The organism is Nonomuraea sp. NPDC052634, assembly GCF_040678535.1.
Classification (GTDB): Bacteria; Actinomycetota; Actinomycetes; order Streptosporangiales; family Streptosporangiaceae; genus Nonomuraea; species Nonomuraea fastidiosa.
Window position 1 is genome coordinate 295,242 of the sequence record NZ_JBFATY010000009.1, and the last position, 24,418, is coordinate 319,659.

The 24,418-nt window shown below is 72.5% G+C and carries 19 protein-coding genes; 10 read left to right on the plus strand and 9 right to left on the minus strand.

Annotated features, from left to right (window positions below):
• Positions 1-24: 24 nt before the first annotated feature.
• The 6 genes from AB0K67_RS31790 to AB0K67_RS31815 all read left to right on the plus strand — a co-directional run bounded on the left by AB0K67_RS31790 (position 25) and on the right by AB0K67_RS31815 (position 9,359).
• Positions 25-1,596 (plus strand): carboxyl transferase domain-containing protein, encoded by a 1,572-nt coding sequence (locus AB0K67_RS31790; protein ID WP_364067649.1) that lies wholly within the window; start codon positions 25-27, stop codon positions 1,594-1,596.
• A gap of 3 nt (positions 1,597-1,599) precedes the next feature.
• Complete coding sequence (locus AB0K67_RS31795) at positions 1,600-3,552, plus strand: biotin carboxylase N-terminal domain-containing protein (RefSeq protein ID WP_364067651.1); 1,953 nt, start codon at positions 1,600-1,602, stop codon at positions 3,550-3,552.
• Complete coding sequence (locus AB0K67_RS31800; protein WP_364067653.1) at positions 3,552-4,457, plus strand: hydroxymethylglutaryl-CoA lyase; 906 nt, start codon at positions 3,552-3,554, stop codon at positions 4,455-4,457. Before AB0K67_RS31795 ends, AB0K67_RS31800 begins: the two co-directional genes overlap by 1 nt.
• A 4-nt stretch (positions 4,458-4,461) precedes the next feature.
• The gene (locus AB0K67_RS31805; protein WP_364067655.1) at positions 4,462-5,598 is read left to right on the plus strand and encodes an acyl-CoA dehydrogenase family protein; all 1,137 of its coding nucleotides are present in this window, start codon (positions 4,462-4,464) and stop codon (positions 5,596-5,598) included.
• A gap of 93 nt (positions 5,599-5,691) precedes the next feature.
• Positions 5,692-6,126 (plus strand): GNAT family N-acetyltransferase, encoded by a 435-nt coding sequence (locus tag AB0K67_RS31810; RefSeq protein WP_364067657.1) that lies wholly within the window; start codon positions 5,692-5,694, stop codon positions 6,124-6,126.
• A gap of 146 nt (positions 6,127-6,272) precedes the next feature.
• Positions 6,273-9,359: an AAA family ATPase gene (locus tag AB0K67_RS31815; RefSeq protein ID WP_364067659.1), complete on the plus strand. Its 3,087-nt coding sequence runs from the start codon at positions 6,273-6,275 to the stop codon at positions 9,357-9,359.
• A 628-nt stretch (positions 9,360-9,987) separates the two neighbouring features.
• Here AB0K67_RS31815 and AB0K67_RS31820 read toward each other — a convergent pair.
• The 3 genes from AB0K67_RS31820 to AB0K67_RS31830 all read right to left on the minus strand — a co-directional run bounded on the left by AB0K67_RS31820 (position 9,988) and on the right by AB0K67_RS31830 (position 14,514).
• Positions 9,988-12,579, minus strand: coding sequence for a hypothetical protein (locus tag AB0K67_RS31820; RefSeq protein ID WP_364067661.1), 2,592 nt, complete (start codon positions 12,577-12,579; stop codon positions 9,988-9,990).
• Positions 12,580-12,661: 82 nt separating this feature from the next.
• Positions 12,662-13,591: a sugar kinase gene (locus tag AB0K67_RS31825; protein ID WP_364067663.1), complete on the minus strand. Its 930-nt coding sequence runs from the start codon at positions 13,589-13,591 to the stop codon at positions 12,662-12,664.
• Entirely contained in the window at positions 13,588-14,514 is a 927-nt protein-coding gene (locus AB0K67_RS31830; protein WP_364067665.1) for a pseudouridine-5'-phosphate glycosidase, read from the minus strand. Before AB0K67_RS31830 ends, AB0K67_RS31825 begins: the two co-directional genes overlap by 4 nt.
• 219 nt (positions 14,515-14,733) lie before the next feature.
• On the opposite strand from AB0K67_RS31830, the gene AB0K67_RS31835 reads away from it, so the two are divergent.
• Positions 14,734-16,254: an NAD(P)/FAD-dependent oxidoreductase gene (locus tag AB0K67_RS31835; RefSeq protein WP_364067667.1), complete on the plus strand. Its 1,521-nt coding sequence runs from the start codon at positions 14,734-14,736 to the stop codon at positions 16,252-16,254.
• A 30-nt stretch (positions 16,255-16,284) separates the two neighbouring features.
• On the opposite strand, the gene AB0K67_RS31840 is transcribed toward AB0K67_RS31835, so the two are convergent.
• The gene (locus AB0K67_RS31840; protein WP_364067669.1) at positions 16,285-16,878 is read right to left on the minus strand and encodes a helix-turn-helix domain-containing protein; all 594 of its coding nucleotides are present in this window, start codon (positions 16,876-16,878) and stop codon (positions 16,285-16,287) included.
• A gap of 86 nt (positions 16,879-16,964) precedes the next feature.
• Between AB0K67_RS31840 and AB0K67_RS31845 the strand changes: the two genes are divergently transcribed.
• The 3 genes from AB0K67_RS31845 (at position 16,965) to AB0K67_RS31855 (ending at position 20,325) form a co-directional block, all read left to right on the plus strand.
• Positions 16,965-18,164 (plus strand): cytochrome P450, encoded by a 1,200-nt coding sequence (locus tag AB0K67_RS31845; protein WP_364067670.1) that lies wholly within the window; start codon positions 16,965-16,967, stop codon positions 18,162-18,164.
• 65 nt (positions 18,165-18,229) lie between these two features.
• Positions 18,230-18,928 (plus strand): response regulator transcription factor, encoded by a 699-nt coding sequence (locus AB0K67_RS31850; protein WP_364067671.1) that lies wholly within the window; start codon positions 18,230-18,232, stop codon positions 18,926-18,928.
• The gene (locus AB0K67_RS31855) at positions 18,925-20,325 is read left to right on the plus strand and encodes a HAMP domain-containing sensor histidine kinase (protein WP_364067673.1); all 1,401 of its coding nucleotides are present in this window, start codon (positions 18,925-18,927) and stop codon (positions 20,323-20,325) included. Before AB0K67_RS31850 ends, AB0K67_RS31855 begins: the two co-directional genes overlap by 4 nt.
• A 129-nt stretch (positions 20,326-20,454) precedes the next feature.
• Here the strand turns inward: AB0K67_RS31855 and AB0K67_RS31860 are convergent, their stop codons facing one another.
• The 5 genes from AB0K67_RS31860 to AB0K67_RS31880 form a co-directional block, all read right to left on the minus strand.
• A complete protein-coding gene (locus AB0K67_RS31860) occupies positions 20,455-20,721 on the minus strand; it encodes a hypothetical protein (RefSeq protein ID WP_364067675.1) in 267 nt (88 codons plus the stop codon).
• Positions 20,722-20,790: 69 nt separating this feature from the next.
• Positions 20,791-21,642: a helix-turn-helix transcriptional regulator gene (locus tag AB0K67_RS31865; protein WP_364067677.1), complete on the minus strand. Its 852-nt coding sequence runs from the start codon at positions 21,640-21,642 to the stop codon at positions 20,791-20,793.
• Between the two features lie 109 nt (positions 21,643-21,751).
• Positions 21,752-21,979: a hypothetical protein gene (locus AB0K67_RS31870; protein WP_364067679.1), complete on the minus strand. Its 228-nt coding sequence runs from the start codon at positions 21,977-21,979 to the stop codon at positions 21,752-21,754.
• Between the two features lie 153 nt (positions 21,980-22,132).
• A complete protein-coding gene (locus AB0K67_RS31875) occupies positions 22,133-23,146 on the minus strand; it encodes a phosphotransferase family protein (protein ID WP_364067681.1) in 1,014 nt (337 codons plus the stop codon).
• Positions 23,147-23,368: 222 nt separating this feature from the next.
• On the minus strand, positions 23,369-24,139 hold the full coding sequence (locus AB0K67_RS31880; protein WP_364067682.1) for a hypothetical protein: 771 nt from the start codon (positions 24,137-24,139) through the stop codon (positions 23,369-23,371).
• Positions 24,140-24,418: the final 279 nt, after the last annotated feature.

A 24,418-nucleotide genomic window follows, 5' to 3' on the forward strand; every position in this document is an offset into this window, starting at 1 on the left:
CATCCGAGCCATGGGAGGGGAGCCATGAGCAGCGACTGGCCGGTGCTGAAGTCGGCGATCGAGCCGGGCAGCGAGGCGTACAAGCGCAACGCCGAGCTCAACGAGCGGCTGGCCGCCGAGCTGCTCGAACGCCTGGCGACGGCGGCGCTCGGCGGGCCTGAGCGGGCGCGGCGGCGGCACATCGAGCGCGGCAAGCTGCTCCCGCGCGACCGCGTGGACGGCCTGCTCGACCCGGGTTCGCGTTTCCTGGAGCTGTCGCCGCTCGCGGCCGGCGGCCTGTACGACGACCAGGCGCCCGCCGCCGGCATCATCACCGGTGTCGGCCGCGTCTCGGGCCGCGAATGCGTGATCGTCGCCAACGACGCCACCGTCAAGGGCGGCACGTACTACCCCATGACGGTCAAGAAGCACCTGCGCGCCCAAGAGGTGGCCCTGCACAACCACCTGCCGTGCGTCTACCTCGTCGACTCCGGCGGGGCGTTCCTGCCCAGGCAGGACGAGGTGTTCCCCGACCGCGAGCACTTCGGCCGCATCTTCTACAACCAGGCCACGATGTCGGCGCGCGGCATCCCGCAGATCGCCGCCGTGCTCGGCTCGTGCACGGCGGGCGGCGCGTACGTGCCCGCGATGAGCGACGAAGCGGTCATCGTACGCAACCAGGGCACGATCTTCCTGGGCGGCCCGCCGCTGGTGAAGGCGGCGACCGGCGAGGAGGTCACGGCCGAGGAGCTGGGCGGCGGCGAGCTGCACGCCCGCGTCAGCGGCGTCACCGACCACCTGGCCGAGGACGACGCCCACGCCCTCGCCATCGTCCGCGACATCGTCGCCACGCTGCCGCCGCGCGCCCCGCGCCCGTGGGAGACGATCAAGCCCGAGCCGCCCCGCCACGACCCCCGCGACCTGTACGGCATCATCCCGGCCGACACCCGGCAGCCGTACGACGTGCACGAGGTGATCGCGCGGATCGTCGACGGCTCGCGGTTCCTGGAGTTCAAGGCCGAGTACGGCCCCACCCTCGTCACCGGCTTCGCCCACATCCACGGCCATCCGGTCGGCATCCTGGCCAACAACGGCATCCTGTTCAGCGAGTCGGCGCTGAAGGGCGCCCACTTCATCGAGCTGTGCGACCAGCGCGGCATCCCCCTGGTCTTCCTGCAGAACATCAGCGGATTCATGGTCGGCAAGGCGTACGAGGCGGGCGGCATCGCCAAGCACGGCGCGAAGATGGTGACGGCGGTGGCGTGCACGCGGGTGCCCAAGTTCACGGTGGTGATCGGGGGCTCGTTCGGCGCGGGGAACTACGCGATGGCGGGGCGGGCGTACTCGCCCAGGTTCCTGTGGATGTGGCCGAACGCCCGCATCTCGGTCATGGGCGGCGAGCAGGCCGCGAACGTGCTCACCACCGTCGGCGACGCCGATCCCGACGCGATCAGGGCGCAGTACGAGCATCAGGGCAACCCGTACTACTCCACGGCCCGGCTCTGGGACGACGGCGTGATCGACCCGCTCGACACCCGCACCGTCCTGGGCCTGGCGCTGTCCGCGGCGGCCAACGCGCCGCTCGAACCCGCCGGCTTCGGCATCTTCCGGATGTGACGCATGTTGTTCGACCGTGTTCTGATCGCCAACAGGGGCGAGATCGCCGTACGGATCATCCGCACGCTGCGCGCGCTCGGCATCACGGCGGTGGCGGTGCACACGCCGTCCGACGCCGGGTCCAGGCACGTCCGCGAGGCCGACGTCGCGCTCCAGGTGCCGTCCTACCTGGACGTCGAGGCGATCATCGGGGCGGCCCGCGAGTCGGGCGCGCAGGCCGTGCACCCCGGCTACGGGTTCCTGGCGGAGAACGCCGCGTTCGCCCGCAGGTGCGCCGAGTCCGGGCTGGTCTTCGTCGGGCCGCCCCCCGCGGCGATCGAGGCCATGGGCGACAAGATCCGCGCCAAGGCCACCGTGTCGGCGGCCGGGGTGCCGGTGGTGCCCGGCGCGGCCGAACCCGGGCTTGAGGACTGGCGCGACTTCCCCGCCCTGATCAAGCCGTCCGCGGGCGGCGGGGGCAAGGGCATGATCCTCGTACGGTCGGCCGCCGAGCTGCCCGACGCGCTGGCCTCGGCCAGGCGTACGGCGCGGGCCGCGTTCGGCGACGACACCCTGCTCATCGAGCGCTACGTCGAGCGCCCCCGCCACATCGAGATCCAGGTGCTGGCCGACGCCCACGGCGGCGTCGTGCACCTCGGCGAGCGCGAGTGCAGCCTGCAGCGCCGCCACCAGAAGATCGTGGAGGAGGCGCCGTCGCCGTTCCTCACCCCGGAGACGCGCGCGAGCATGGGGGCTGCGGCGGTCGAGGCCGCCCGCGCCGTCGGCTACGTCGGGGCGGGCACCGTCGAGTTCATCGTGGACGGCGTCACCGGCGCCTATCACTTCATGGAGATGAACACCCGGCTCCAGGTCGAGCACCCCGTCACCGAGCTGGTCACCGGGCTCGACCTGGTGGAGCTGCAGCTCAGGGTGGCGGCGGGGGAGCGGCTGCCGTTCGCGCAGGAGGACGTGCGGCTCGACGGGCACGCGGTGGAGGCCCGGGTGTACGCCGAGGACCCGGCGCGCGGCTTCCTCCCCACCGGCGGGCGCGTGCTCGCACTCCGCGAGCCCGGCATGCGCGACCGAGCGGGCACGACGGTCGTGCGGGTGGACTCCGGGCTGGCCGAAGGGGGCGTTGTCGGCAGCGAGTTCGACCCGATGATGGCCAAGGTGATCGCCTGGGCGCCCGGCCGCGCGGCGGCGTACCGTGCGCTGGACCGCGCGCTCGCCCGCACGGCCGTGCTCGGCGTCGTCACCAACGTGCCGTTCCTGCGCGCGCTGACCGCGCACCCGGCCGTCGCCGCCGGAGAGCTGGACACCGGCCTGGTCGAGCGGGTTCTGCCCGAGCTGCTGCCTGAGGCGGAGACGCCCGAAGAGGTGCGGGCCGCGGCCGGGCTCGTCTTCCACGACCTGCCGCGCGGCGACGACCCGTGGGAGGTCGCCGACGGCTGGCGGATCGGCGAGCCGGCCTGGACGACGTGGCGGCTGGAGTCGCGCGACGGCGTGCACGCCGTACAGGTGCGCGGCCTGCCCGCCGAGACGGCCGAGGTCCGCGTGGGCGATGAGGCGGTGCCCGCGCGCATTCACCGCGACGGCGCCGAGCTCACCGTCACGCTCGGCGGGCGCAGCGAGCGCTACCTGTGCGTACGCGACGGCGACACGCTCTGGCTCGGCCGCGACGGCGCGTCCTGGTCGTTCACCCGCCACCACATCGGCGACCCCGGCGACCGGCCGGGCGCTGCGGCGGCCGGCGACGGCGTCGTCAGGAGCCCCATGCCGGGCACCGTCCTGGTGGTCAAGGCCCAGCAGGGCGAACGGGTCAGCGAGGGACAGCCGCTGGTCATCGTCGAGGCCATGAAGATGGAGCACACGGTCACCGCGCCGCGCGACGGGGTGGTCTCCGAGCTGACCGTCCAGGCGGGGCAGCCGGTGGACATGGACGCCGTCCTGGCCGTGGTCACCGCCGAGGAGGCGTGATGCCGTACCCGATGAGAGGTCTTCCGCAGCAGGTCACGATCTACGAGGTCGGTCCGCGCGACGGCCTGCAGAACGAGTCCGCCGTCATCCCCGTCGAGGTCAAGGCCGAGTTCATCGACCGGCTGGCCGACGCGGGACACAAGGTGATCGAGGCGACCAGCTTCGTGCACCCCAAGTGGGTGCCCCAGCTCGCCGACGCCGACGAGCTGCTGCGCCGCCTGCACCGGCGCACCGGCGTGCGCTATCCCGTGCTCGTGCCGAACGAGCGCGGCCTGGACCGGGCGCTGGAGCTCGGCGTCGACGAGATCGCGATCTTCGCCAGCGCCACCGAGACCTTCGCCGCCAAGAACCTCAACCGCAGCCTGGAGAGCCAGTTCGACATGTTCGAACCGGTCGTGGCCAGGGCGCTGGACAACGGGATCAAGGTACGCGCGTACGTCTCCATGTGCTTCGGCGACCCCTGGGAAGGGCCCACCCCGATCGCGCAGGTCGTCTCCGTCGGCGAACGGCTGCTCGGGCTCGGCTGCTACCAGCTCTCCCTGGGCGACACCATCGGCGTCGGCACCCCCGGCCACGTCACCGAGCTGATCCGCGCCTTCCGCTCGCCGGACCGGCTCGCCGTGCACTTCCACGACACCTACGGGCAGGCGCTGGCCAACACCCTGGCCGCGCTCCACTGCGGCGTCACCACCATCGACGCCTCCACCGGCGGGATCGGCGGCTGCCCCTACGCGGAGTCCGCCACCGGCAACCTCGCCACAGAAGACCTCGTCTGGATGCTGAGAGGACTCGGCATCGAGACGGGGCTCGACCTGAGCAAGCTCGTCGCCACCAGCACCTGGCTGGCGGAGCTGCTCGGTCGGCCGAGCCCGTCCCGCGTCGTACAGGCGCTGTCGAAAGGCTGAGATCATGCTCAATGACGAGTACGAAGAGCTGCGCAAAACCGTCGAGGCGTTCGCCCGCGAGGTGGTCGCGCCCGTGATCGGGGACTTCTACGAGCGCGAGGAGTTCCCGTACGACATCGTGCGCCAGATGGGCGCCATGGGGCTGTTCGGCCTGCCCATCCCCGAGGAGTACGGCGGCATGGGCGGCGACTACTTCGCCCTCTGCCTGGCGCTGGAGGAGCTGGCCAGGGTCGACTCCAGCGTCGCCATCACCCTTGAGGCGGCGGTCTCGCTCGGGGCGATGCCGATCTACCGGTTCGGCACGGATGAGCAGCGCCGTACGTGGCTGCCGAAGCTCGCCTCCGGCGAGATGCTGGGCGCGTTCGGGCTGACCGAGCCGGGCGGCGGTTCCGACGTGCCGGGCGGCATGCGCACCACGGCCGTGCTCGACGGCGGCCAATGGGTGATCAACGGGACGAAGTCGTTCATCACGAACTCCGGCACCGGCATCACCGGCGTCGTCGGCGTGGCCGCGCTCACCGGCGACGGCGAGATCTCCACCATCCTCGTGCCGAGCGGCACGCCCGGGTTCACGGTCTCGAAGAAGTACTCCAAGGTCGGCTGGAACGCCTCCGACACCCGCGAGCTGGCCTTCACCGACTGCCGCGTGCCCGCGGAGAACCTGCTCGGCGAGCGCGGCCGCGGCTACGCCCAGTTCCTGCGCACGCTCGACGAGGGCCGCGTCGCCATCGCCGCCCTCGGCGTCGGCCTGGCCCAGGGCTGCGTGGACGAGTGCCTCAAGTACGTCAGGGAGCGCAAGGCGTTCGGTCACCCCATCGGCCACTACCAGGCCATCCAGTTCAAGATCGCCGACATGGAGGCCCGCGCGCACACCGCCCGCCTGGCCTACTACCACGCCGCCGAGAAGATGCTCGCGGGCGAGCCGTTCAAGAAGGAGGCGGCGATCGCCAAGCTCGTCTCCTCCAATGCCGCCATGGACAACGCCCGCGAGGCAACCCAGATCTTCGGCGGCTACGGCTTCATGAACGAGTTCCCCGTCGCCCGTTTCTACCGCGACGCCAAGGTGCTGGAGATCGGCGAAGGCACCAGTGAAGTGCAGCGCATGCTCATTGCCCGACAACTCGGACTTGGCGATCTGTGACCCGCTCCGCCCGTTTCATCCCGTCACGAAAAGCGGGGAAACGTCAAGCAAGGGTTTGCGTCGGCCACGACCGACGATCTAGTGTCGTTGCTCATGACGGCTGACGATCTTCTCATCAGGAGAGCGGAGAAAGCGGACGCGGACGAGGTGTTCGCGCTGGCCCGCGAGTTCGGCCTGACCTTCAGTCCCGAGCGCGAGGCCTTCGACGCCGCGCTGCCCGCGCTGCTGGCCAACGACGATGCCCTGCTGCTCGCGGCCGTCGTCAACGGGCGGGTGCGCGGCTACCTCCTCGGCTTCGTCCACCTCACGCTCTTCGCCAACGGGCCGGTCGCCTGGGTGGAGGAGGCCATGGTCGAGTCGGGCTCCCGCCGGCAGGGCATCGGCCGGTCCCTGCTCGAGGAGTTCGAGAAGTGGGCCCGCTCGCGTGAGGCCGGTTACGTCGCGATGGCCACGCGACGGGCGCCGGAGTTCTACCACGCGCTGGGCTACGAGGCGTCGGCCACGTTCTTCCGCAAGGTCCTGCGCTGACCTACGGCCCGGCGCCTCGGAGCAGTGGAGTGCGCCGCCCCGCGTGGTGACGTCCCCCGAGAGGGTCGTGTTCGCTCGCGGGGGAAGCCGCAGGGAAGGCCCCGTCCCCGGGCGATTCTGTCGCCGCAGGATGGCATGCTGAGGGCGTGAGCATCCACGCCGTGAGCCCGCTGTTCGTCGGGCGCTCCCGCGAGCTCGCCGCGCTCGGCGACGCTCTGGCCAGGACGCGCGCCGGCATGTCGGCCACCGTGCTCGTCGGCGGCGAGGCGGGGGCCGGCAAGACCCGCCTCATCAATGAGTTCATCGGCCGGCACGCCGACGACGCGCTCGTGCTCGTCGGCGGCTGCCTGGAGCTGGGCACGGAGGGCCTGCCGTTCGCGCCGTTCACCGCCGTGCTGCGGCGGCTGGTCCGCGAGCTGGGCCGCGACGCCGTCGCCGCGCTGGTGCCCGGCGGCAGCACGCGGGGTCTCGCCAGGCTGCTGCCGGAGTTCGGCGAGCCGGGCAAAGAGGGCGCCGAGGCCAGGGCGCGGCTGTTCGAGGAGGTTCTCGGCCTGCTCGAACGCCTGGCGGAGGAGCGGCCCGTCGTCCTCATCGTCGAAGACGCCCACTGGGCCGACCGCTCCACCCGCGATCTGCTGACGTTCCTGGTCCGCTATCAGCGCACGGCCGCCCGCGTGCTGCTCGTGGTGACGTACCGCACCGACGAGCTCCACCGCACCCACCCGCTGCGGCCGCTGCTCGCCGAGCTGGGCCGGATCGAGTGGGTGAGCAGGGTCGAGCTGCGCAGGCTCACCCGCAAGGAGACCGTCGCGCTGGCGGCGGGCATGCTGGAGCGCGAGCCGTCCCAGTCCGACATGGATCTCATCTACGCCCGCAGCGAGGGCAACCCGCTGTTCGCCGAGGCGCTGCTCAGCGAGTCCGGGGCGGGCGAGTCGCTGCCGGAGTCGCTGCGCGACCTGCTGCTCGCCGCCGTCGAGCGGCTGCCCGACGAGACGCAGGAGCTGCTGCGGGTGGCCAGCGCCGGCGGGCAGCGCATCGAACACGCCCTGCTCAGCGCCGTCGCGGGGCTCGACGACGCCGCGCTCTCCCGCGCGCTGCGGCCGGCCGTCGCGGGCAACGTCCTGGTCGTCGACGGCGAGGGCTACGCCTTCCGCCACGCCCTCATCCGCGAGGCGCTCCACGACGACCTGCTGCCCGGCGAGCGCATCCGCCTGCACACCCGCTACGCCGAGGCGCTGGAGCGCGACCTGTCGATCCTGCCCGCCCCGCGCGGCGCGATCGAGCTGGCACACCACTGGCACCTGGCCCACGACTCCACGTGGGCGCTGGTCAGCGCCTGGCACGCCGCGGCCGCCGCCCGCAAGTCCGCCGCGTACGACGAGCAGCTCCGCATGCTCTCCCGGGTGCTGGAGCTGTGGGACCAGGTGCCCGACGCGGCCGAGCGCATCGGCGCCGACCGGCTCGACGTGCTCAGGCGGACCGCCATCGTCGCCCACCTGGCCGGCGAGTTCGAACGCGCCATCGCCCTGGCCGGCGCCGCACTCGACGACCTCGCCCGCGATCCCGGGCTCGAGGCCGACCCCGTCAGGGCCGTCACGCTGCTGCGCCAGCGCGGCCACGCCCGCTACGACCTCGGCCGCCCCGGTTTCCTCGACGACCTGCGCAGGGCCGCCGAGCTCGTGCCCGCCGACCACCCCCGGCTGCGCGGCAAGGTGCTGGAGTCGCTGGCCCGCATGCTCCACGGCCCGGAGAACATCGAGGAGCGCGCGGCCACCGCCCAGCTCGCCAGAGAGATCGGGCACTCCCTGGGCGATGCCACCATCGAGGCCCACGCCATCATCGACCTCACCTGGGCGCTGGCCGACTACTCCGCCATGGAGCCGCAGCTCGAGGCGTTCGCCGAGGCCCGGCGCATCGCCAAGCGCGGCGACGCCTACAGCGCGCTCATGCGCTGCGCGATCAGCGAGTCCGACACGCTGGAGGGCGCGGGGCGGCACGAGGAGGCCGCCAGGGTCGCCAGGGAGGGGGTCGAGGAGGCCGCGCACTACGGTATGGCCCGCACCGCCGGCACCTTCCTGTCGATCAACCTGGCCGAGCCGCTGGTGTCGCTCGGGCGGTGGGACGAAGCGCTCCAAGTCATCGAGCACGCTCTCGACCTCGCGCCGCCCGCGCCTTACGCCGCCAGCCTGCAGGGCCTCGCCACCGACATCGCGCTCGCCCGGGGCGACTACGACCGGGCCGACCGGCTGCTCGACCTCGCCCGCAGAGTCCTGTGCGGCGGCGCCCACCGCGAGCAGTCCGTGCTGCCGCACCTGCGCAGAGAGCTGCAGTTGCTCGCCGCCCGCGGTCAGCTCGGGGAGGCCCTGACGGCGGCCGCGCGGGCGCTCGACGAGCACAACCTGCGCACCAGCCCGCGCTACGCCTGGCCGGTGCTGACGATGTTCGCGGAGCTCATCCGCATGGCGGTGCCCACCCCGCGCTTCCTCGAGGCGATCGCCGGACTGGGGACCGCCGCCTTGGTGAGCGGTTACGCTGCCGCAGGCCCGGACGGCGGTGCGGCCGCGTCCCTCGCGGGCGGGGACGCCGCCGACTACGAGAGCGCTGCCGATGGGGCGGCGAGCGGGGCCGCGCTCGTGGGGCAGGCGCTGTCGATGCTGCCGAGGCTGCGGGCGCTCGGGCAGGACCTGGGCGTCGGGGGGCGGCTGCAGGAGGCGCACCGGCTCACCTTCACCGCGCTGACCGGCCCGGACAAGCCGCTGGACGACGACGTCGAGCCGGCCGCCTGGCAGCTCGCGGCCTGGGAGCAGGCGGTGGAGGCGTGGGCGGCGTTGCGGCAGCCGTACGCGGAGGCGCAGTGCCGGCTGGCGGCCGGTCAGGCGGCGCTCGCCTGCGGTGCCCGCCAGAAGGTCGCCGCCCATGTCGATCGGGCCCGCTCGCTGGCCCGCGATCTGGGCGTCACACCGTTGCTCGAAAAGCTCGACGTGCTCGGCAGGCGCGCCAGGATCGGCGGGCCGGACGAGGGCGGCGAGCGCCAACCGCTGGGGCTGACCGCCCGCGAGCTGGAGGTGCTGCGTGAGGTGACGAACGGGCGCAGCAACCGCGAGATCGCGCAGGAGCTGGTCATCTCGGTCAAGACGGTCAGCGTGCACGTCTCCAACATCCTGGCCAAGCTCGGCGTCGCCACCCGAGGCGAAGCCGCCGCCACCGCCCACCGCCTCGGCCTCTTCGACTAGCCGACCCCGGGGGTGGTGTTCGGTGCTTGCCGGGTTCGGTGGCGGTCGCTGCTGTCCCACTGCTTCGGCCTTTTCGACTAGCCGACCCCGGGGGTGGTGTTCGTGCTCGCCGGGTCTGGTGGCGGTTGCTGAGGTCCGCGCTGTTTCGGCCTTTTTGAGTACCTGTGCCGGGGGCGGTGCGGGCGGAGGCCATCGTGCTTGCCGAGTCCGGTGGCGGTCGCCGCTGTCCCGTTGCCGCGGCCTCGCGGGCCGGCCGTGGGTGCCGCGAGGGCTGGGACACGCGCTCTTGCGCCTCCTGAGCGGCCGGCACCGCCCACCGCCCCCGGCCCTCGACCTGCTGACAGTGCTCGGAGGGGGCACAGGGTTTCTTCGTGCGCCATGGGCCCGGCTGCTGCCTGTCGGCGCTGCGACCACCTCGTTCTGAGCGGTGGTGCGGGCGTGGTGCGGAAGTGCCTCGCTGCCGTGACCGTCGCGGCCACGGTGCGGTCATCAGAGACGGCGCGCTCACCTGCCCCCGCGAGCCCCTGCGGGCGCTCGCGGAGGTCGGCCGGCCGGCGCAGATGGTGTCTTGGCCCGCTGAGCGCGCGGCTGGCGGGGCCGAGATGGTCCCAGCGCGGGCGCGGTTGCGTCAGGCGGTCAGCTGGGCTTCGAGGCGGTAGCCGTCCACCGTGACGTAGACCTGGTCGCCAGGGCGGGCGTTCAGGCGCATGAGCACCGGCTGGAGCGAGTCGAAGACGGGCTGCTGACCCTGCCAGACCAGGACGATGGCGTTGTCGCCGGGGCCCGTGACCGACAGCAGGGTGCCGGGGCGCATGCCGAGCTGGGCCGCGTACCTCTCGGGGACCGGCACGGGACCGCCGCGCAGGTGCTCGGGGGTGACCTCGATGCGCTGCCAGCGGCGCGGGTCGGCCGACGGGCTGGGCGGCGGCGGAGGAGGCGTGGGCGGCGTGCCGGCCAGGGCGCCGGAGAGCACGGGCGAGCGGCCGCCCGACAGTGCCGACAGGGTGGCGAGCGCGGCGGACGGGTCGATGGAGCCGGCCGCGGGCGGGATGGGCTGGCCGCCACGGTGGTGGTGGCCGTTGGCACCCGGGGTACGGCGGGGGAGCGGCTGCGCCGGGGCGGGGGCCGGGGCCGATGAGGACTCGCGGGTCTCGGTCTCCGGAGGCAGCGCGTCGAGCCACGCCTTGGCGGAGTGGGCGCGGATGCCGAGTTCGCTCAGCAGCTCGACGGGATCCGCGTCGGGCGGGGCGGAGGCGAGGAGCTGCCGCGTACGCTGCTGAAGGCCCTGGAGGTCGCCGACGACCAGCCAGCCGTCCTGCAGCCGCCGGTCGGGCATGAGCGTCACCAGCACCCGCCACAGCGGCGTGCGCAGGGACGGGACGACCACCGGGTGGGCCGGGTCGGCGCCGATGAGCTGCTCTTCTGTGGCCGCCGCGCCCAGCCACTCCGTCAGCCGGAACATGTGGCCGGTGACCGGCGCGGACTCGGAGGAGCGCAGCCACTGCAGGACGCGCTCCTCGGCGGTGCGCTGGGCCTGCGAGAGCGCCTCACGCTCGACGAGCAGCTTGTGGGCGAGCGTACGCAGGCTCACCGGGTCCTCGGCGAACAGCCGGTGCTGGGCGACGGCCAGTTCCAGCTTGTCGAGGTTGCGGAACAGGTTGTCCACGACCCTGACCATGGCGTGGTCGGGGTCGGTGGGTGCGGGGCCGGAGCCCGCGTAGGCGGGCGTGCGCTTGGCGGGGCCGCCGGTGCCGGGGACCGCGGGGAGCGAGCCCGTGTGCGGGCCGCCCGCGGATGCCGCCGCGCCGCCAGGAGCGCCGGTGTCCTGGCGGGTGGGGCGCTGCGGGAGGCGTTCCTGCTGGCCTGGCACGGGACGCTGCGGCAGGCCGGAGCCGCCGCCCTGCCCCGCACCCGGAGCCCCGTTCCCGGCGACCGCGGGGAAGGAGCCCGTCTGGCGCGAGCCGGGCGCGCCGTCGGAGACAGCGGGGAAGCCGCCGGTCTGGCGCGAGCCGGGCGCGCCGTCGGAGACCGCGGGGAACGAGCCCGTCTGGCGGGGGCCGGGTGCGCCCTCGGGACGGCGCTGCCCGTCGCCGGGCACACCGGGGAAGGAGCCGGTCTGCCGGGGGTCGGACGCCGCCGGGAACGAACCGGTCGTCCGCGAGCCGGGCGGAACGGGGAACGAGCCGCTCGTACGAGCGTCGCCGCCCGCGGCGGGGAACGTCCCGCTCGTGCGCGCGTCTCCCCCAGCGGCGGGGAAAGCGCCGCTCGTGCGCGGGTCCGCCCCGGACGGGCCGTCGGCGGAGGCGGCGGCGGGGAAGGAACCGGTCTGCCGCGAACCGGCCGGGTCGGAGACCGCCGGGAAAGAGCCCGTCTGCCGGGGACCGGGCGCGCCGTCGGAGGTCGCGGGGAAGCCGCCGGTCTGGCGGGAGCCGGGCGCGCCCTCGGGCGGCAAGGCCCCAGGACGCTGCTGGTCGCCGGAGAGTGACGCGGCGGGGCGCTGGGGCAGCGGGCCGCTCTGCGTGCCGGACCCCGAGCCGTCACCCGTCGCGGGCCCGCCGACGGAATCGCCCTGGGCCGCGTACGGACTGGTCTGCGCCGCCGGCTGCTGCGCGGCGGGATCGCCCGGCGCGGGCACGGGACCGGAAGGCGCATCCTGCGCGGGCACGGGACCGGAAGGCGCATCCTGCGCGGGGAACGCGCCCGACGGGACGCCCTGGCCGCGCTGGAGCGGCCGGGTGACCTCGGGATGCCCGGATGCGGCGGGCGTGGGGGAAGCGGCGGCGGGCGCGTCGGCGGCCTGGGCCGGGATGCGGCCGAGGATCTCGCGGAAGACCGAGCCGATGACCACCTCGGGCGTGGCCGACGGCGTGCCGAGATCGCTCGGAGACAGGCGGCGCAGCCGCTGCCAGCCGCCGAGGCCGGTGATCGCCGTACGGGTGGCGTCGGGCCAGCCGGGCAGCGCGGGGTCGATGTGGTGCACCGTCAGCGCGGGCAGCAGGTCGGACAGAGGCAGGTGGTCCCAGCGGGACGCGGCGAGCCGGGCGAGGCGTTCGCAGATCCAGTCGAGCCCGGTCATGCCGAGGGCTTTGGGCAGCGGCACGGAATGCCACCACCCCGCGGGCAGACGGGGGTCGCCCAACGCCTCGGCCACCTGCTGGGGACGGCTCCAACGCAGCGCAGGGACCAGGTCGCTCAGGCAGATCGATGACTCGACTTCCATCGGCGGACCTTATCCTCCCCAGTGAGCCGCGTGTGCTGCCCGTGACGCATGTGGCTAATGGTGCAGCCTACGCGGCAAGCTATCAATCAGTGTGAATAGGGTAAAGACGGTTCAGATCCAAACCGTACCGTGGACGGCCGCCCACCTGGGCCACACATGCGGCACCGGCACGGCATCCCGCCTCCAGAGCCGCCTGCGGTCCCGCGCCGCGCAGTGTCGTGGCGATGTATCCCGCGGCGAACGCGTCACCGGCTCCCGTGGAGTCGACGACGTCAGCGGGCCGGCCTTTGGCCGTCGCCACCACCTCACCGTCTTTCGCGGCCAGAGCTCCGTCGGCGCCGAGCTTCACGACCGCTGTGCCATATCTCTCACTCAAGAGTACGGCGGCACGCTCGGCCGATGTCGCCCCGGTGAGCACAAGCGCCTCGTCGAGGTTGGGCAGGACGAGATCGGCCGCGGCCGTCTGGCGGATGAAACGTTCAGCGCCGAAGTCCCGCAGCGGCCCGGATGAGGCGGGATCGACGCTGATCAAGACGCCCGCGGCGGCGGCGTCGGCCATCGCGCGGGCGGCCAGGCGCAGGCCCGGCTCGGCGAACAGGACGTACCCGGACAGGTGCAGACGGCCGACGCCGTCGAGCAGGGCCGGATCCCAGTCGGCCTCGGAGATCAGGCCGCCCGCGCCGCGGTTGGTGAGCATCGAGCGCTCGCCGCTGCTGTCCACCATGGCGATCACCACGGCCGTGGGGTGGTCGGGATCGACGGAGAAGTGGGGCCGGACGCCCGTCCTGATCAGTTCGGTGGCGTGCCACTCGCTGCTGTCGTAGCCGAGCCTGGCCAGCAGGTGCACCTCGGCTCCCAGGCAGGCGGCCCAGGCGGCGGTGTTGGCGCCGGAGCCGCCCGGACGCAGCACGATGTCGGCCGCCATGTCGGCGCCGGCCAGGACGGGCGAGCCGTGCCTGGCCACCACGTCGGTGACGACGTCACCGACGATCAGGAGGGCGCCACCGGTCACGACCGTGCCCAGGCCACGGCGATGCGGGCGGCCAGCGCGGCGTTGCCGCGCACGGCGGCGAGGTTGGCCTCGAGAGAGGCGCCCTTGGTGCCGTCCACCAGGTAGCCGAGCAGGAACGGGGTGATCGCCTGGCCCTTGACGCCCTCGCGCTCGGCGGCGGCCAGCGCTTCGGCGAGCACCCGGTCGTGCAGCTCGGGGTCGAGCTGCTGCTCCTTCGGCACCGGGTTGGCGACGATGAGGGCCGTCTCGGGGCCGCCGAGGGCGTCCTGGCCGCGCATGACGGCCGCCGCCTCCTCGGCCGACTCGATGCGCCACTCGACCGGCTGGCCGGAGGAGTGGAGGTAGAAGCCGGGGAAGGTGTCGGTGCGGAACCCGGCCACGCTCACCCCGCGCGTCTCCAGCCGCTGTAGCGTGGCCGGCACGTCGAGGATGGACTTCACGCCCGCGCACACGACCGTGATGCGGGTGCGGGCGAGCGTGTCGAGGTCGGCGGACTCGTCCTGGTCCTCGGTCCACTGGCGGTGCACGCCGCCCAGGCCGCCGGTGGCGAAGACGCGGATGCCGGCGCGGGCGGCCAGGAACGATGTGGCCGACACGGTGGTCGCGCCGCTCGCCTTCAGCGCCGCCGCCAAGGGCAGGTCGCGCTGGCCCAGCTTGCGCAGGCCGGACTCGGTGGCGATGCGCTCCAGCTCCACCTCGTTCAGGCCGATGCGGGGCACCCCGTCGAGGACGGCGATCGTGGCGGGCACGGCGCCCCCGTCGCGGACGATCGCCTCCAGCTCGCGCGCCACCTCCAGGTTGCGCGGCTGCGGCAGCCCGTGGGAGATGATCGTGGACTCCAGTGCCACGACCGGCGCGCCGCTCGCCAGGGCCTCGGCGACCTCGTCGGACGGCTGCAGGACTGCGTCGGTGGTACTGCGCATGGTGAGGCTCGTGCTCCTTGGATGTGTGGCCCAGCGGGTGAAAAACGGTGACTCTGATGAGGTTTGCTCCGAACCGAGCAGCGTACGACCCCTTGGCCCGGCCGTCCACCTGAGGATCACACGGCCGGCGGGAGCCCGCCAAGGACGCCGCCAAGGACGCCGCCAAGGACGCGGACTCGCACGTGGCGCCAGAGGGCGAACGGGTCGTATGGTGCCAGGATGAGTGCGTATGACGTGGTCGTGGCCGGAGGCGGGCACAACGGACTGGTGGCGGCGGCGTACCTGGCGCAGGCGGGGCGGCGGGTGCTGGTGCTGGAGCGGCACGAGCACGTCGGCGGCCTGGCGATCTCGGCGCAGGCGTTCCCCGGCGTGGACGTGCGGCTGTCGCGTTACTCCTACCTCGTGAGCCTGCTGCCCTCGAAGATCGTCCAGGATCTCGGGCTCGAGCTGGAGCTGCGCCGCCGGCGCTACGCCTCCTACACGCCCGTGGGCGAGACCGGCCTGCTGGTGGACAACGAGGACGACCTGCGCACGGCGGCCTCGTTCAGAAACGTGACGGGCGGAGAGGCCGACCACGAGGCGTGGCGGCGCTTCTACGGCATGGTCGCCGAGACCGCGCGGGTGCTGGCCCCCACCCTGCTGGAGCCGCTGCGGCCGCAGGCCGAGATCGAGCGGATGGTCGGGCCCGAGGCGTGGGGCGAGCTGTTCGGCCGGCCGATCGGGCAGAGCGTGGCCGAGCGGTTCGCCGACGACACCGTACGCGGTGTCGTGCTCACCGACGCGCTCATCGGCACGTTCGCGAACCCCGATACCGACCTGCTCGCCAACCGCTGCTTCCTCTACCACGTGATCGGCGACGGCACCGGCGACTGGAACGTCCCCGTCGGCGGCATGGGCGCGGTCTCCGGCGCGCTGGAGGCGGCGGCCAGGCGGGCGGGCGCCGAGATCAGGACGGGCGTGGAGATCATCGGCATCGACCCGGACGGCGAGGTGACGTTCACCGAAGGCGGGGCCGAGCACACCGTGCGGGGCGGGCACGTGCTGGTCAACCTGCCGCCCGCGGTGCTCGACCGGGTGATGGGACGGCCCGCGACCGTGCCCGAGGGCGCGCAGCTCAAGGTCAACATGGTGCTGTCGCGGCTGCCCCGGCTGAAGGATCCCGAGGTGGATCCGCGGGCGGCCTTCAGCGGTACGTTCCACATCAACGAGGGGCGCGACCAGCTCGCGCGGGCGTACGAGCAGGCGGCCAGGGGCGAGATCCCCGAGCTGCCGCCCGCCGAGGTCTACTGCCACTCGCTGACCGACCCGTCGATCATCGGCCCCGAGCTGCGGGGACGGGCGGAGACGATGACGCTGTTCGGCCTGCACATGCCCGCCCGGCTGTTCCGGAAGGATCCGGAGAAGGCGCGCAAGCTGGCGCTGGAGGCCACGTTCGCCTCGATCAACTCCGTGCTCGCCGAGCCCATCGAGGACTGCCTGCTCACCGCCCCCGACGGCACCCCGTGCGTCGAGGTCAAGACGCCCGTGGACCTGGAGACCGACGCGGGCCTGCCCGGCGGCCACATCTTCCACACCGACCTGAGCTGGCCGTACGCGGACGGCGACGCCGACGGCCACGGCGGCTGGGGCGTCGAGACCGAGCACGAGCGCATCCTGCTGTGCGGCGCCGGCGCGCGCAGGGGCGGCGGCGTCAGCGGCATCGGCGGCCACAACGCCGCCATGGCCCTGCTCACGCGCTGACGGGCCCTGCTCACGCGCTGACGGCGGCCGTCAGCCGCCCGGCGGCTCCGGCGTGGCCGGGGCCGCCGGCTCGTCGGCGATGAGCTTGGAGGCGACGCGCAGCGCCACCTCGTTCATCCGCGACAGGTCCGCCTCCGGGCCGAACAGGACGGGCACGTTGGCGAGGATCACCGCGATGACCGCCAGCCTGGCCTCGAACTGCCGCTCCATGCTCTCGTCCGGTGCGCACAGCAGCGAGACCATGGAGAACACGCCCTCCCGCAGGCGATCACCGCCCGGGTGGTGCTCCAACGCGCCCTGGTTCACCTGGGCGAATCTGAACAGCGGCCGCCACTGGTCCGACAGCAGCCCGGAGATGCGCCGCAGGATCTCCTGCCGCGCCTCGGTGGTGGCCGGTTGCTCCCGGCCCCAGGCCACCAGCTCTTCGATCGACTCCACCAGCCGTTCGATCACCCCGGCGAGGATCTCCTCCTTCGTACGGAAGTGGTAGTACAGCGCCGGCCTGGTGATCTGCAGCCGCTCCGCCACCTCCTGCAACGAGGTCTTGTCGTATCCCCGCTCGGCGAACAGCTCCAACGCGACCTGCTGGATCCGCTCTCGTGTGTCCGTTCGCCGTCCTGCCATCTCGCTCCCTCTGTTGACGGCCGGCCGCCACATTGTTTACTTTCGCGTAAGTAAGCAATGCGGCCCGGCTATGTACGGAGCAGACTATGGCGGGAACCTTCCCTGTCCAGCGCACGTGCCCGTTCGCTCCGCCGCCCGCGTACAAGGGCTGGCGCGACCAGGCCCCCCTCGTCAAAGCCGAGACCGGCCGTGGCGAGGTGTGGCTCGTCACCCGGCACGCCGAGGCCCAGCAGGTGCTCTCCGGGTCCGGCTTCAGCACCGACCCCAGGACGCCCGGCCATCCGAACGCCCTCGACACCGCGAACATGACGCCCGAGGAGATCGCCGCCGCCCGGGAGTTCGGCGTCGGCTTCTTCATCGACTACGACCCGCCCGAGCACACCCGCTACCGCCGCCTGCTCATCCCCGAGTTCACGGTCCGCAGGGTCAGGGAGATGCGCCCGGACATCCAGCGGATCGCCGACGAGCTGATCGACGACATGGTGGCCAAGGGCGACGAGGCCGAGCTGGTGGAGGCGTACGGGCTGGCGCTGCCCTCGCTGGTCATCTGCCGGCTCCTCGGCGTTCCGTACGCCGACCACGACTTCTTCCAGTCCCGCACCCGGACGATAGTGGACGCCTCCGCCGACGAGGGCACCAGGCGCGCCGCGTCGTTCGAGATCAGGTCCTACCTCGACGACCTCATCGCCCGGGTCGAGGCCGCCCCCAAGGACGACCTGCTCGGCCGGCTGGCCACCAGCGGCAGGCTCACCCACGAGGAGATGACCGGCGCCGCCTTCCTGCTGCTGGTCGCCGGCCACGAGACGACGGCGAACATGATCCCGCTGTCCGCCTACACCCTGCTCCGCCACCCCGATCAGCTCGCCGCCCTGCGAGCGAACCCGGACGCCTGGCCGGCCGCCGTGGAGGAGCTGCTGCGCTACCACTCCATCGCCGACTTCGTGGCGTTCGACCGGGTCGCCGTCGAGGACCAGGAGCTCGGCGGGCGGCTCATCAGGAAGGGCGAGGGCGTGTACGTGCTGGGCGCCTCGGCCAACCGGGACGAGCGGGCGTTCGAGCGTCCTGACGAGTTCGACATCGAACGCGGCGCCCGCCACCACGTGGCCTTCGGCTACGGCGTGCACCAGTGTCTGGGCCAGAACCTCGCGCGGGCCGAGCTGGAGATCGCGCTGCGCACGCTGTTCGACCGCCTGCCCGATCTGCGCGTCATCGTGCCCGAGGAGGAGCTGGAGCCGAAGTACGGCAACGGCGTCTTCGGCCTCACGCGAATGCCCGTCGCGTGGTGATCCTCAGTCAACGAAGGTGAGATCGTTCATCCGCTTCTCATGATGACGTCTTACCTTTGGTAAGTATGAGTGAGCCCGCACGTCTTTTGGTGGTCGATGACGAGCCCGCGCTGCGCGAGGCGCTGCAGTCGAGCCTGGAGTTCGAGGGTTACAAGGTCTTCACCGCCGACGACGGCCAGCAGGCGCTCGACGCGCTGGCGGCGGAGACGTACGACGCGGTGCTGCTCGACGTGATGATGCCGCGGCTCGACGGGCTCACCGCCTGCCGCAGGCTCCGGTCCTCCGGCAACCACGTGCCCATCCTCATGCTCACCGCCCGCGACGCCGTCGGTGACCGGGTGTCGGGGCTCGACGCCGGGGCCGACGACTACCTGGTCAAGCCGTTCGAGCTGGACGAGCTGCTGGCCCGGGTGCGCGCGCTGCTGCGGCGCGGCGCGCTGAGCGCGAGCGCCCCCGAGGGCGACGTGCTCGCCTACGGCGACCTGCGCATGGACCCGGCGACCAGAGAGGTCACCAGGGGCGAGCGCAGGCTCGACCTGACCCGCACCGAATATCTGCTCATGGAGCTGTTCCTGTCCCATCCCCGCCAGGTGCTGACCCGCGACCAGATACTCAGCGAGGTGTGGGGCTTCGACTTCGAGCCGACGTCCAACTCGCTCGACGTCTACGTCATGTACCTGCGGCGCAAGACCGAGGCCGGTGGCGAGCCGCGCGTGATCCACACCGTGCGCGGGGTGGGGTACGTCCTGCGGAACTCCCCATGAGCGGGAACGCGAGCAAGGCGGCGGCCGGCGGGCTGCGTGCCCGCCTCGTCGCGCTGTCCCGGCGGGGCAGCCTGCGCACGCGGCTGACGCTGCTCGTCACGGTGGCCGTGGCGGTGGCGATCGCGGCGTGCGCCGGCCTGTCCTACTACATCGTGCAGACGCGGCTGCGCAGCAACCTCGACATGAGCATCGTGGAGTCGCTGAAGGACAGCGACCGCGACTACCTCAAGCACCACTGCACGCCCGAGGGCACGCAGGGCATGTTCGACGGCATGGCGACGCTGCTGCGCTCCGACGGCAGCACCTGCTCGATCGGGCCGCCCATCGTGCCGGTGTACGAGAAGGACTCCGAGGCGTTCGAGCCGTGCGAGCCGGTCTACCGCGACGGCTACACCAGCGACGGCACCCCGGTCCGCGTGGTGGCGCTCAACTTCGAAAACGGCGTGGCCGTGATGGAGGCCAGGCCGATGTGGCTGATCAGTAACACGCTGCGGCGCTCTGCCCTCATGCTCGCCGGCATCACCGCGCTCGGCGTCATCGGCGCGGCCTGGGCCGGGCTCGTCATCTCGCGGGCCGCGCTGCGCCCGGTGGGCGAGCTGACCAAGGCCGTCGAGCACATCGCGCAGACCGAGGACCTCGGCACCCGCATCCCCGTCACCGGCAACGACGAGATCGCCCGCCTGTCGTCGTCGTTCAACGCCATGACCGCGGCGCTGGCCGGGTCGAGAGAGCGGCAGAAACAACTCGTCGCCGACGCGGGACACGAGCTGCGCACGCCGCTCACCACCCTGCGCACGAACATCGACCTGCTGCTGCGCAGCGAGCAGACCGGACGCAGCCTCGACCCGGCCGCCAAGGAGCGGCTGCTGGTCAACATCAAGGCGCAGTTCGCGGAGCTGTCCACGCTGGTCGCCGACCTGCTCCAGCTCGCCAGGGGCGACAACGACCACGAGCCGCACGCCGAGCTGGCGCTGCACGAGGTGGTGACCGCGGCGGTCGAGCGGGCCAGGCTGCGCGGCGCCGACGTGCGCACGGACCTGAGCCCCTGGTACCTCGTGGGCAACGCCTCCTCCCTGGAACGTGCCGTGCTCAACCTCATGGACAACGCGGCCAAGTTCAGCCCGGGCGGCCAGATCGAGGTGCGGCTGCGCGACGGCCGGCTGACCGTCCGCGACCACGGCCCCGGCCTGCCTGAGGAGGAGCTGCCGCACGTCTTCGAACGGTTCTGGCGCTCGCCGTCCGCGCGCAGCCTGCCGGGCTCCGGCCTGGGCCTCGCGATCGTCAAGCAGGCCGTGGACGAGGTGGGCGGCACCGTACGCCTGGACAACGCCCCCGGCGGCGGCGCGATCGCCACCATGGACCTGCCGGGCAGCCCGGTCCGCCAGTCCGAGTCCTGAAACCGGGGCTCCGCGTTCCGGCCCGCGCGGGCGGTGGCGTGGGCGGTGGCGTGGGCGATCGTCACGGCGGAGAACGCCGACCGGCCCGAGGCGCAGAAGGTGTCTACAAGGGCGGCTGCTGAGGCCGGGTCAGGCGGGGAGCGCGGCGAGCAGGAAGGCGAGACGGGCGGCGGCCGACTCGACGTCATCGGTGGTGCCGAGGCGGTAGCCCCAGGAGGTGATGAACGCGCCCTCGTCGGAGCAGGTCACGGTCTCGGCGAGGGTGGAGGAGAACCGGTTGCGGACCGATACGTACGCCGGGTCGCAGGCCAGCGCGATGCTCTGGACCGACAGGTCCGCGTGACGACCCGCGTGCCAGGCGAAGCGCTCAAGGCTGAGCGCGGTATCAAGCATCATGCGTCACCTCCGCAACGTCTCGCGACAGAATTGCACGATCTTGGTGCGGGAGGCAAGCAATTGCTGTGGTTAATGTGGACTTTGTTTCCGGTAATCGTGAAGAACGGAGATGATGACCTCCCGCCCGGCCTCGTCGAACTCCGCGACCTTGACGTAATCGTCGAAGGCCCGCACGTAAAAGCCGATGTCGTCGGGGTCGCGCAGCATGAGGTCCTTCGTCATCGTGGCGACCGCCACCATCGACTCGTTGTAGATCCAGAAGCCGTTGATGGGACTGGACGGCAGCTCGGCGTCGAACGGGATGACGCCGAACTCCACGTTGGGCAGCGTGCTGACCGCGAGCAGGCGGTCGAGCTGGCCGCGCATCACGTCCGGCGGGGCCAGGGCCGTGCGCAGCGCGGCCTCGGTGACGACGAACCTGAACGTGCGCGTGCGGTCGTACAGGATCTCCTGGCGCTGCATGCGCACCCGGACCGCCGCGTCGATCTGGTCGGCGGCGCTGTAGAGGCGCTTGACCTTGCGGAAGACGTGCCGGGCGTACTCGGAGGTCTGGAGCAGGCCCACGATGATGCCGGGTTCGAAGACGCGGAAGAGCTTGGTGCGGGCTTCGAGGTCGCGGACGTCCTCCTGGAGCGCGGCCAGGCCGCTGCGGTGGCGCTGCTTCCAGTCGTCGTGGCGTTCGAGCAGGGCGAGCGACTGGCGGATGAGCCTGTCGGTGGTGTCGGGTGAGGCGTTGACCGCCTGCGCCCACACGACCACGTCGTCCTCGGTGGCCGTCTGGCGGGCGTTCTCCAGGCGGGAGACTTTGGAGGGCTGCCAGCGCAAGCGCTCGGCCAGCTCCTTGCCCGACAGGTGGGCCGCCTCACGCAATTGGCGTAATTGGCTGCCGAGGTCGATGCGCGCCTGCTGAAAGGACGTCACGCCGCAGAAGGCTAGCCCCGGTCGCGCCGATCATGCCAGCCTCCGCCGCAAATGTGATCAAGCGGTTTCCGTGGGTGTTCCGCCGCTGGTCGGGAAAGCGGTTACCGTCCTATCTCCGGTCCTCGGCGGCTTCCGGCAGGACCCTTCTGGCGATGTCGGTGAGGAGCTCGCGGGGGACCTCGACCGCGGCCTCGCCGTCCAGGACGTCACGGAGGTCGGCGAGCGCCTCCGCGTCGGTGACGCGCAGACCTTGCACGACGATGGTGCCGCGATCGGTCTCGTACAGGGTGGGGCAGGCGCCGGCCTCCGAGGTGGAGCCGAGGAACCGCAAGCGCATGACGATCCTTCCCCGATGGCTGATGCAATTGCGCGCAATTGTACGGGTCGGGGGATGGCGTGTGATCATTTTTCCGGAAATCGTGATATATGACTGGTGGAGCGGCGTGCCATTTATGGTGATTTATGGTGATTTAGCGGCGCAATCTGGGTGTCAGGTGAGCCCGCCGTCCATGAACTCCCGCGCCCGCTCGAACAGGCCCAGCGTCGTCGCGTGCAACAGGTCGCCGATGTCCTTGGGCGCCTTGCCGGCGCACGCCCGCGCGTGCGTGCCCTCCAGCACGATGCCCAGCTTGAAGCAGGCCATCACCGCGTACCACTCGATCGCCGACATGTCCCGATCCGACAGCTCGGCGTAGTAGGCGACGATCTCCTGCGGCGCGGGCAGGCCGGGCACGTGACCGGCGCTCGTCGGCCAGGTCGCGAGCAGCCAGCCCAGGTCGAGCAGCGGGTCGCCGATCGTGCACATCTCCCAGTCCACGATCGCCGCCACGCGCGGGCCGTCCCAGGCGAACATCAGGTTCGCGAAGTGGTAGTCGCCGTGCATGATGCCCGGCGTGAACGCGTGCGGCAGGTGGCTCGTCAGCCAGCCGGCGGTCTCGTGCAAGCCCGGGATGTCGGGGCCCGGATAGCCGTCCAGCTCTCCGTACGAGTCGAGCTCCTTCAGCCAGCGTGGCACCTGCCGCTCCAGGAAGCCGTCCGGCCGCCCGAACCCCGGCAGCACCGCAGGATCGACCCGCCCCAGCTCCGCCAGCGCCGCCGCGGCCTCCAGGCCCATGCGGTGCCTGATCGCCGGGTCGGAGGCGTGCGGCTCCGGCAGCCCCGTCGAGGGGTTGAACCCGTCCACCGGCTCCATCAGGTAATACACCGGGTCGCACAGGGTCTGCGCGGCCACCAGCGCCGGCGCCGGGACCTGCGTGCCGCGCAACGCCCTCAGCACCCGCGCCTCGCGCCGCAGCACCTCGTTGCTCTTGCTGCGGGCGTGCACGGGCGGGCGGCGCAGGACGTACGAGCGGCCGCCGCGGTTGAAGCGGACCATGACGTTCTGCGTGCCGCCGGGAACCGGCGTCACGTCCGTGATGGGGCCCTCGGGCAGGCCCTGGGCGTTCATCCACACGCCCAGGGCGTCGAAGTCGATCGTGCCTACGTCGATGTGGGTGGAGGTCATGAGCCGCCCCTCGACCGAACGAGATTCTGGCGCACGACCCTACGAGAGCGGATCGCGCCCGGTCAACCCCGCTTTGCCGGTTCATATGAGGGGATGTGCGAGGGTGCGGCGGCCGATGACGTCGGGCCCCGCTGGTGGTGAGGGCTCGGCCGGCGGAGCGGGTCTGCCGGCGACAGGGCCGATCGGCGGGCGGCCGGTTCGGAGGGCGGTGGGTGTACGGGGTCAGGGGGACAGTTCGGCCGGGACCTCGACGGTGCGGGCTCGCAGCTCCTCGCCCAGGGCCTTGGCCTGCGGGTCCAGGCGGGTGCTCGCCGCGACACCTTGGCCCAGCAGGCCGTGGATCACGAAGTTGACGGCCTTGAGGTTGGGCAGGTCGTGCCGGTCCACCCGGTACGGCCGCAGCCCGGGCAGGAGGTCCTTCAGGGTCTCCGGGGTGAGGTACGCGGCCAGCCAGTCGTAGCGGGCCCGGCTGTCGGTCCACACCCCGAGGTTCGCGTTCCCGCCCTTGTCGCCTGAACGGGCACCGGCGATCCGCCCCAGCGGGATCCGCACCGTCTGCTCGGAGAACACCGCTTCGCCCTTTGCCGGGTGGTGGCTGGGGGCCTCGATGACGGGCGGCGGTCCGGTGGGCGGGGGCGGCTGCTCGAAGGGGATCTCCTCGCCGTCCACGAACACGCGGGGGCGGACCTGGCCGGCCGGGACGAGGACGGGCCAGTGCACGCCGTACGGGGAGGCGTCGCCCGGCGGGGTGAGGGCGTAGAAGCCGGGGTAACTGGCGAGGCCGGTCTCGACGACGGCGGAGGAGAAGGCGCGGCCCGCCGTGCGGCGGTCGGCGGACTTCACGGTGATGCGGAGCAGCGCCGTCCCGCTCACCGCCGCCCCAACGCCGCCCGCCGCCCCAACGCCGCTCTCCGCCCCCACGCCGCCCGCCGCCCCCACGCCGCCCTCCGCCGCTACGCCGCTGCCGGCCGCGCGGCCGGCAGCCGTCGTCACCCCGCTTCCGGCCGGGGTGCGGTCTGCGGCCGCGGGGGTGGACTCAGCGTCCAGCGGGAGGTTCGGGTGGGGGGCAGGGCCCGTGAGGGGGCCTGCCGCCGCAGGGGCGGCCGCGCTGCCCGGCAGAGCGCCGAGCGGGATGTCCGGACGGGGGCTGAGGCCGGTGGAGGCGTCCGGGTGGGGACCTAATACTCCAGCCGCACTTCGAGATCTCGATCTGGTCGAGGCTGAGACGTGAGACGGCCACCGCAGTGATCATGTGGGTGTGTGGAATCCAGA

What these genes read in the sequence shown, in the direction of transcription:
- AB0K67_RS31790 (WP_364067649.1), top strand. Translation starts at nt 25, where the DNA reads ATGAGCAGCGACTGGCCGGTGCTGAAGTCGGCGATCGAGCCGGGCAGC.
- AB0K67_RS31795 (WP_364067651.1), top strand. Translation starts at nt 1,600, where the DNA reads ATGTTGTTCGACCGTGTTCTGATCGCCAACAGGGGCGAGATCGCCGTA.
- AB0K67_RS31800 (WP_364067653.1), top strand. Translation starts at nt 3,552, where the DNA reads ATGCCGTACCCGATGAGAGGTCTTCCGCAGCAGGTCACGATCTACGAG.
- AB0K67_RS31805 (WP_364067655.1), top strand. Translation starts at nt 4,462, where the DNA reads ATGCTCAATGACGAGTACGAAGAGCTGCGCAAAACCGTCGAGGCGTTC.
- AB0K67_RS31810 (WP_364067657.1), top strand. Translation starts at nt 5,692, where the DNA reads ATGACGGCTGACGATCTTCTCATCAGGAGAGCGGAGAAAGCGGACGCG.
- AB0K67_RS31820 (WP_364067661.1), bottom strand. Translation starts at nt 12,579, where the DNA reads ATGGAAGTCGAGTCATCGATCTGCCTGAGCGACCTGGTCCCTGCGCTG.
- AB0K67_RS31830 (WP_364067665.1), bottom strand. Translation starts at nt 14,514, where the DNA reads ATGCGCAGTACCACCGACGCAGTCCTGCAGCCGTCCGACGAGGTCGCC.
- AB0K67_RS31835 (WP_364067667.1), top strand. Translation starts at nt 14,734, where the DNA reads ATGAGTGCGTATGACGTGGTCGTGGCCGGAGGCGGGCACAACGGACTG.
- AB0K67_RS31840 (WP_364067669.1), bottom strand. Translation starts at nt 16,878, where the DNA reads ATGGCAGGACGGCGAACGGACACACGAGAGCGGATCCAGCAGGTCGCG.
- AB0K67_RS31845 (WP_364067670.1), top strand. Translation starts at nt 16,965, where the DNA reads ATGGCGGGAACCTTCCCTGTCCAGCGCACGTGCCCGTTCGCTCCGCCG.
- AB0K67_RS31850 (WP_364067671.1), top strand. Translation starts at nt 18,230, where the DNA reads ATGAGTGAGCCCGCACGTCTTTTGGTGGTCGATGACGAGCCCGCGCTG.
- AB0K67_RS31855 (WP_364067673.1), top strand. Translation starts at nt 18,925, where the DNA reads ATGAGCGGGAACGCGAGCAAGGCGGCGGCCGGCGGGCTGCGTGCCCGC.
- AB0K67_RS31860 (WP_364067675.1), bottom strand. Translation starts at nt 20,721, where the DNA reads ATGATGCTTGATACCGCGCTCAGCCTTGAGCGCTTCGCCTGGCACGCG.
- AB0K67_RS31870 (WP_364067679.1), bottom strand. Translation starts at nt 21,979, where the DNA reads ATGCGCTTGCGGTTCCTCGGCTCCACCTCGGAGGCCGGCGCCTGCCCC.
- AB0K67_RS31875 (WP_364067681.1), bottom strand. Translation starts at nt 23,146, where the DNA reads ATGACCTCCACCCACATCGACGTAGGCACGATCGACTTCGACGCCCTG.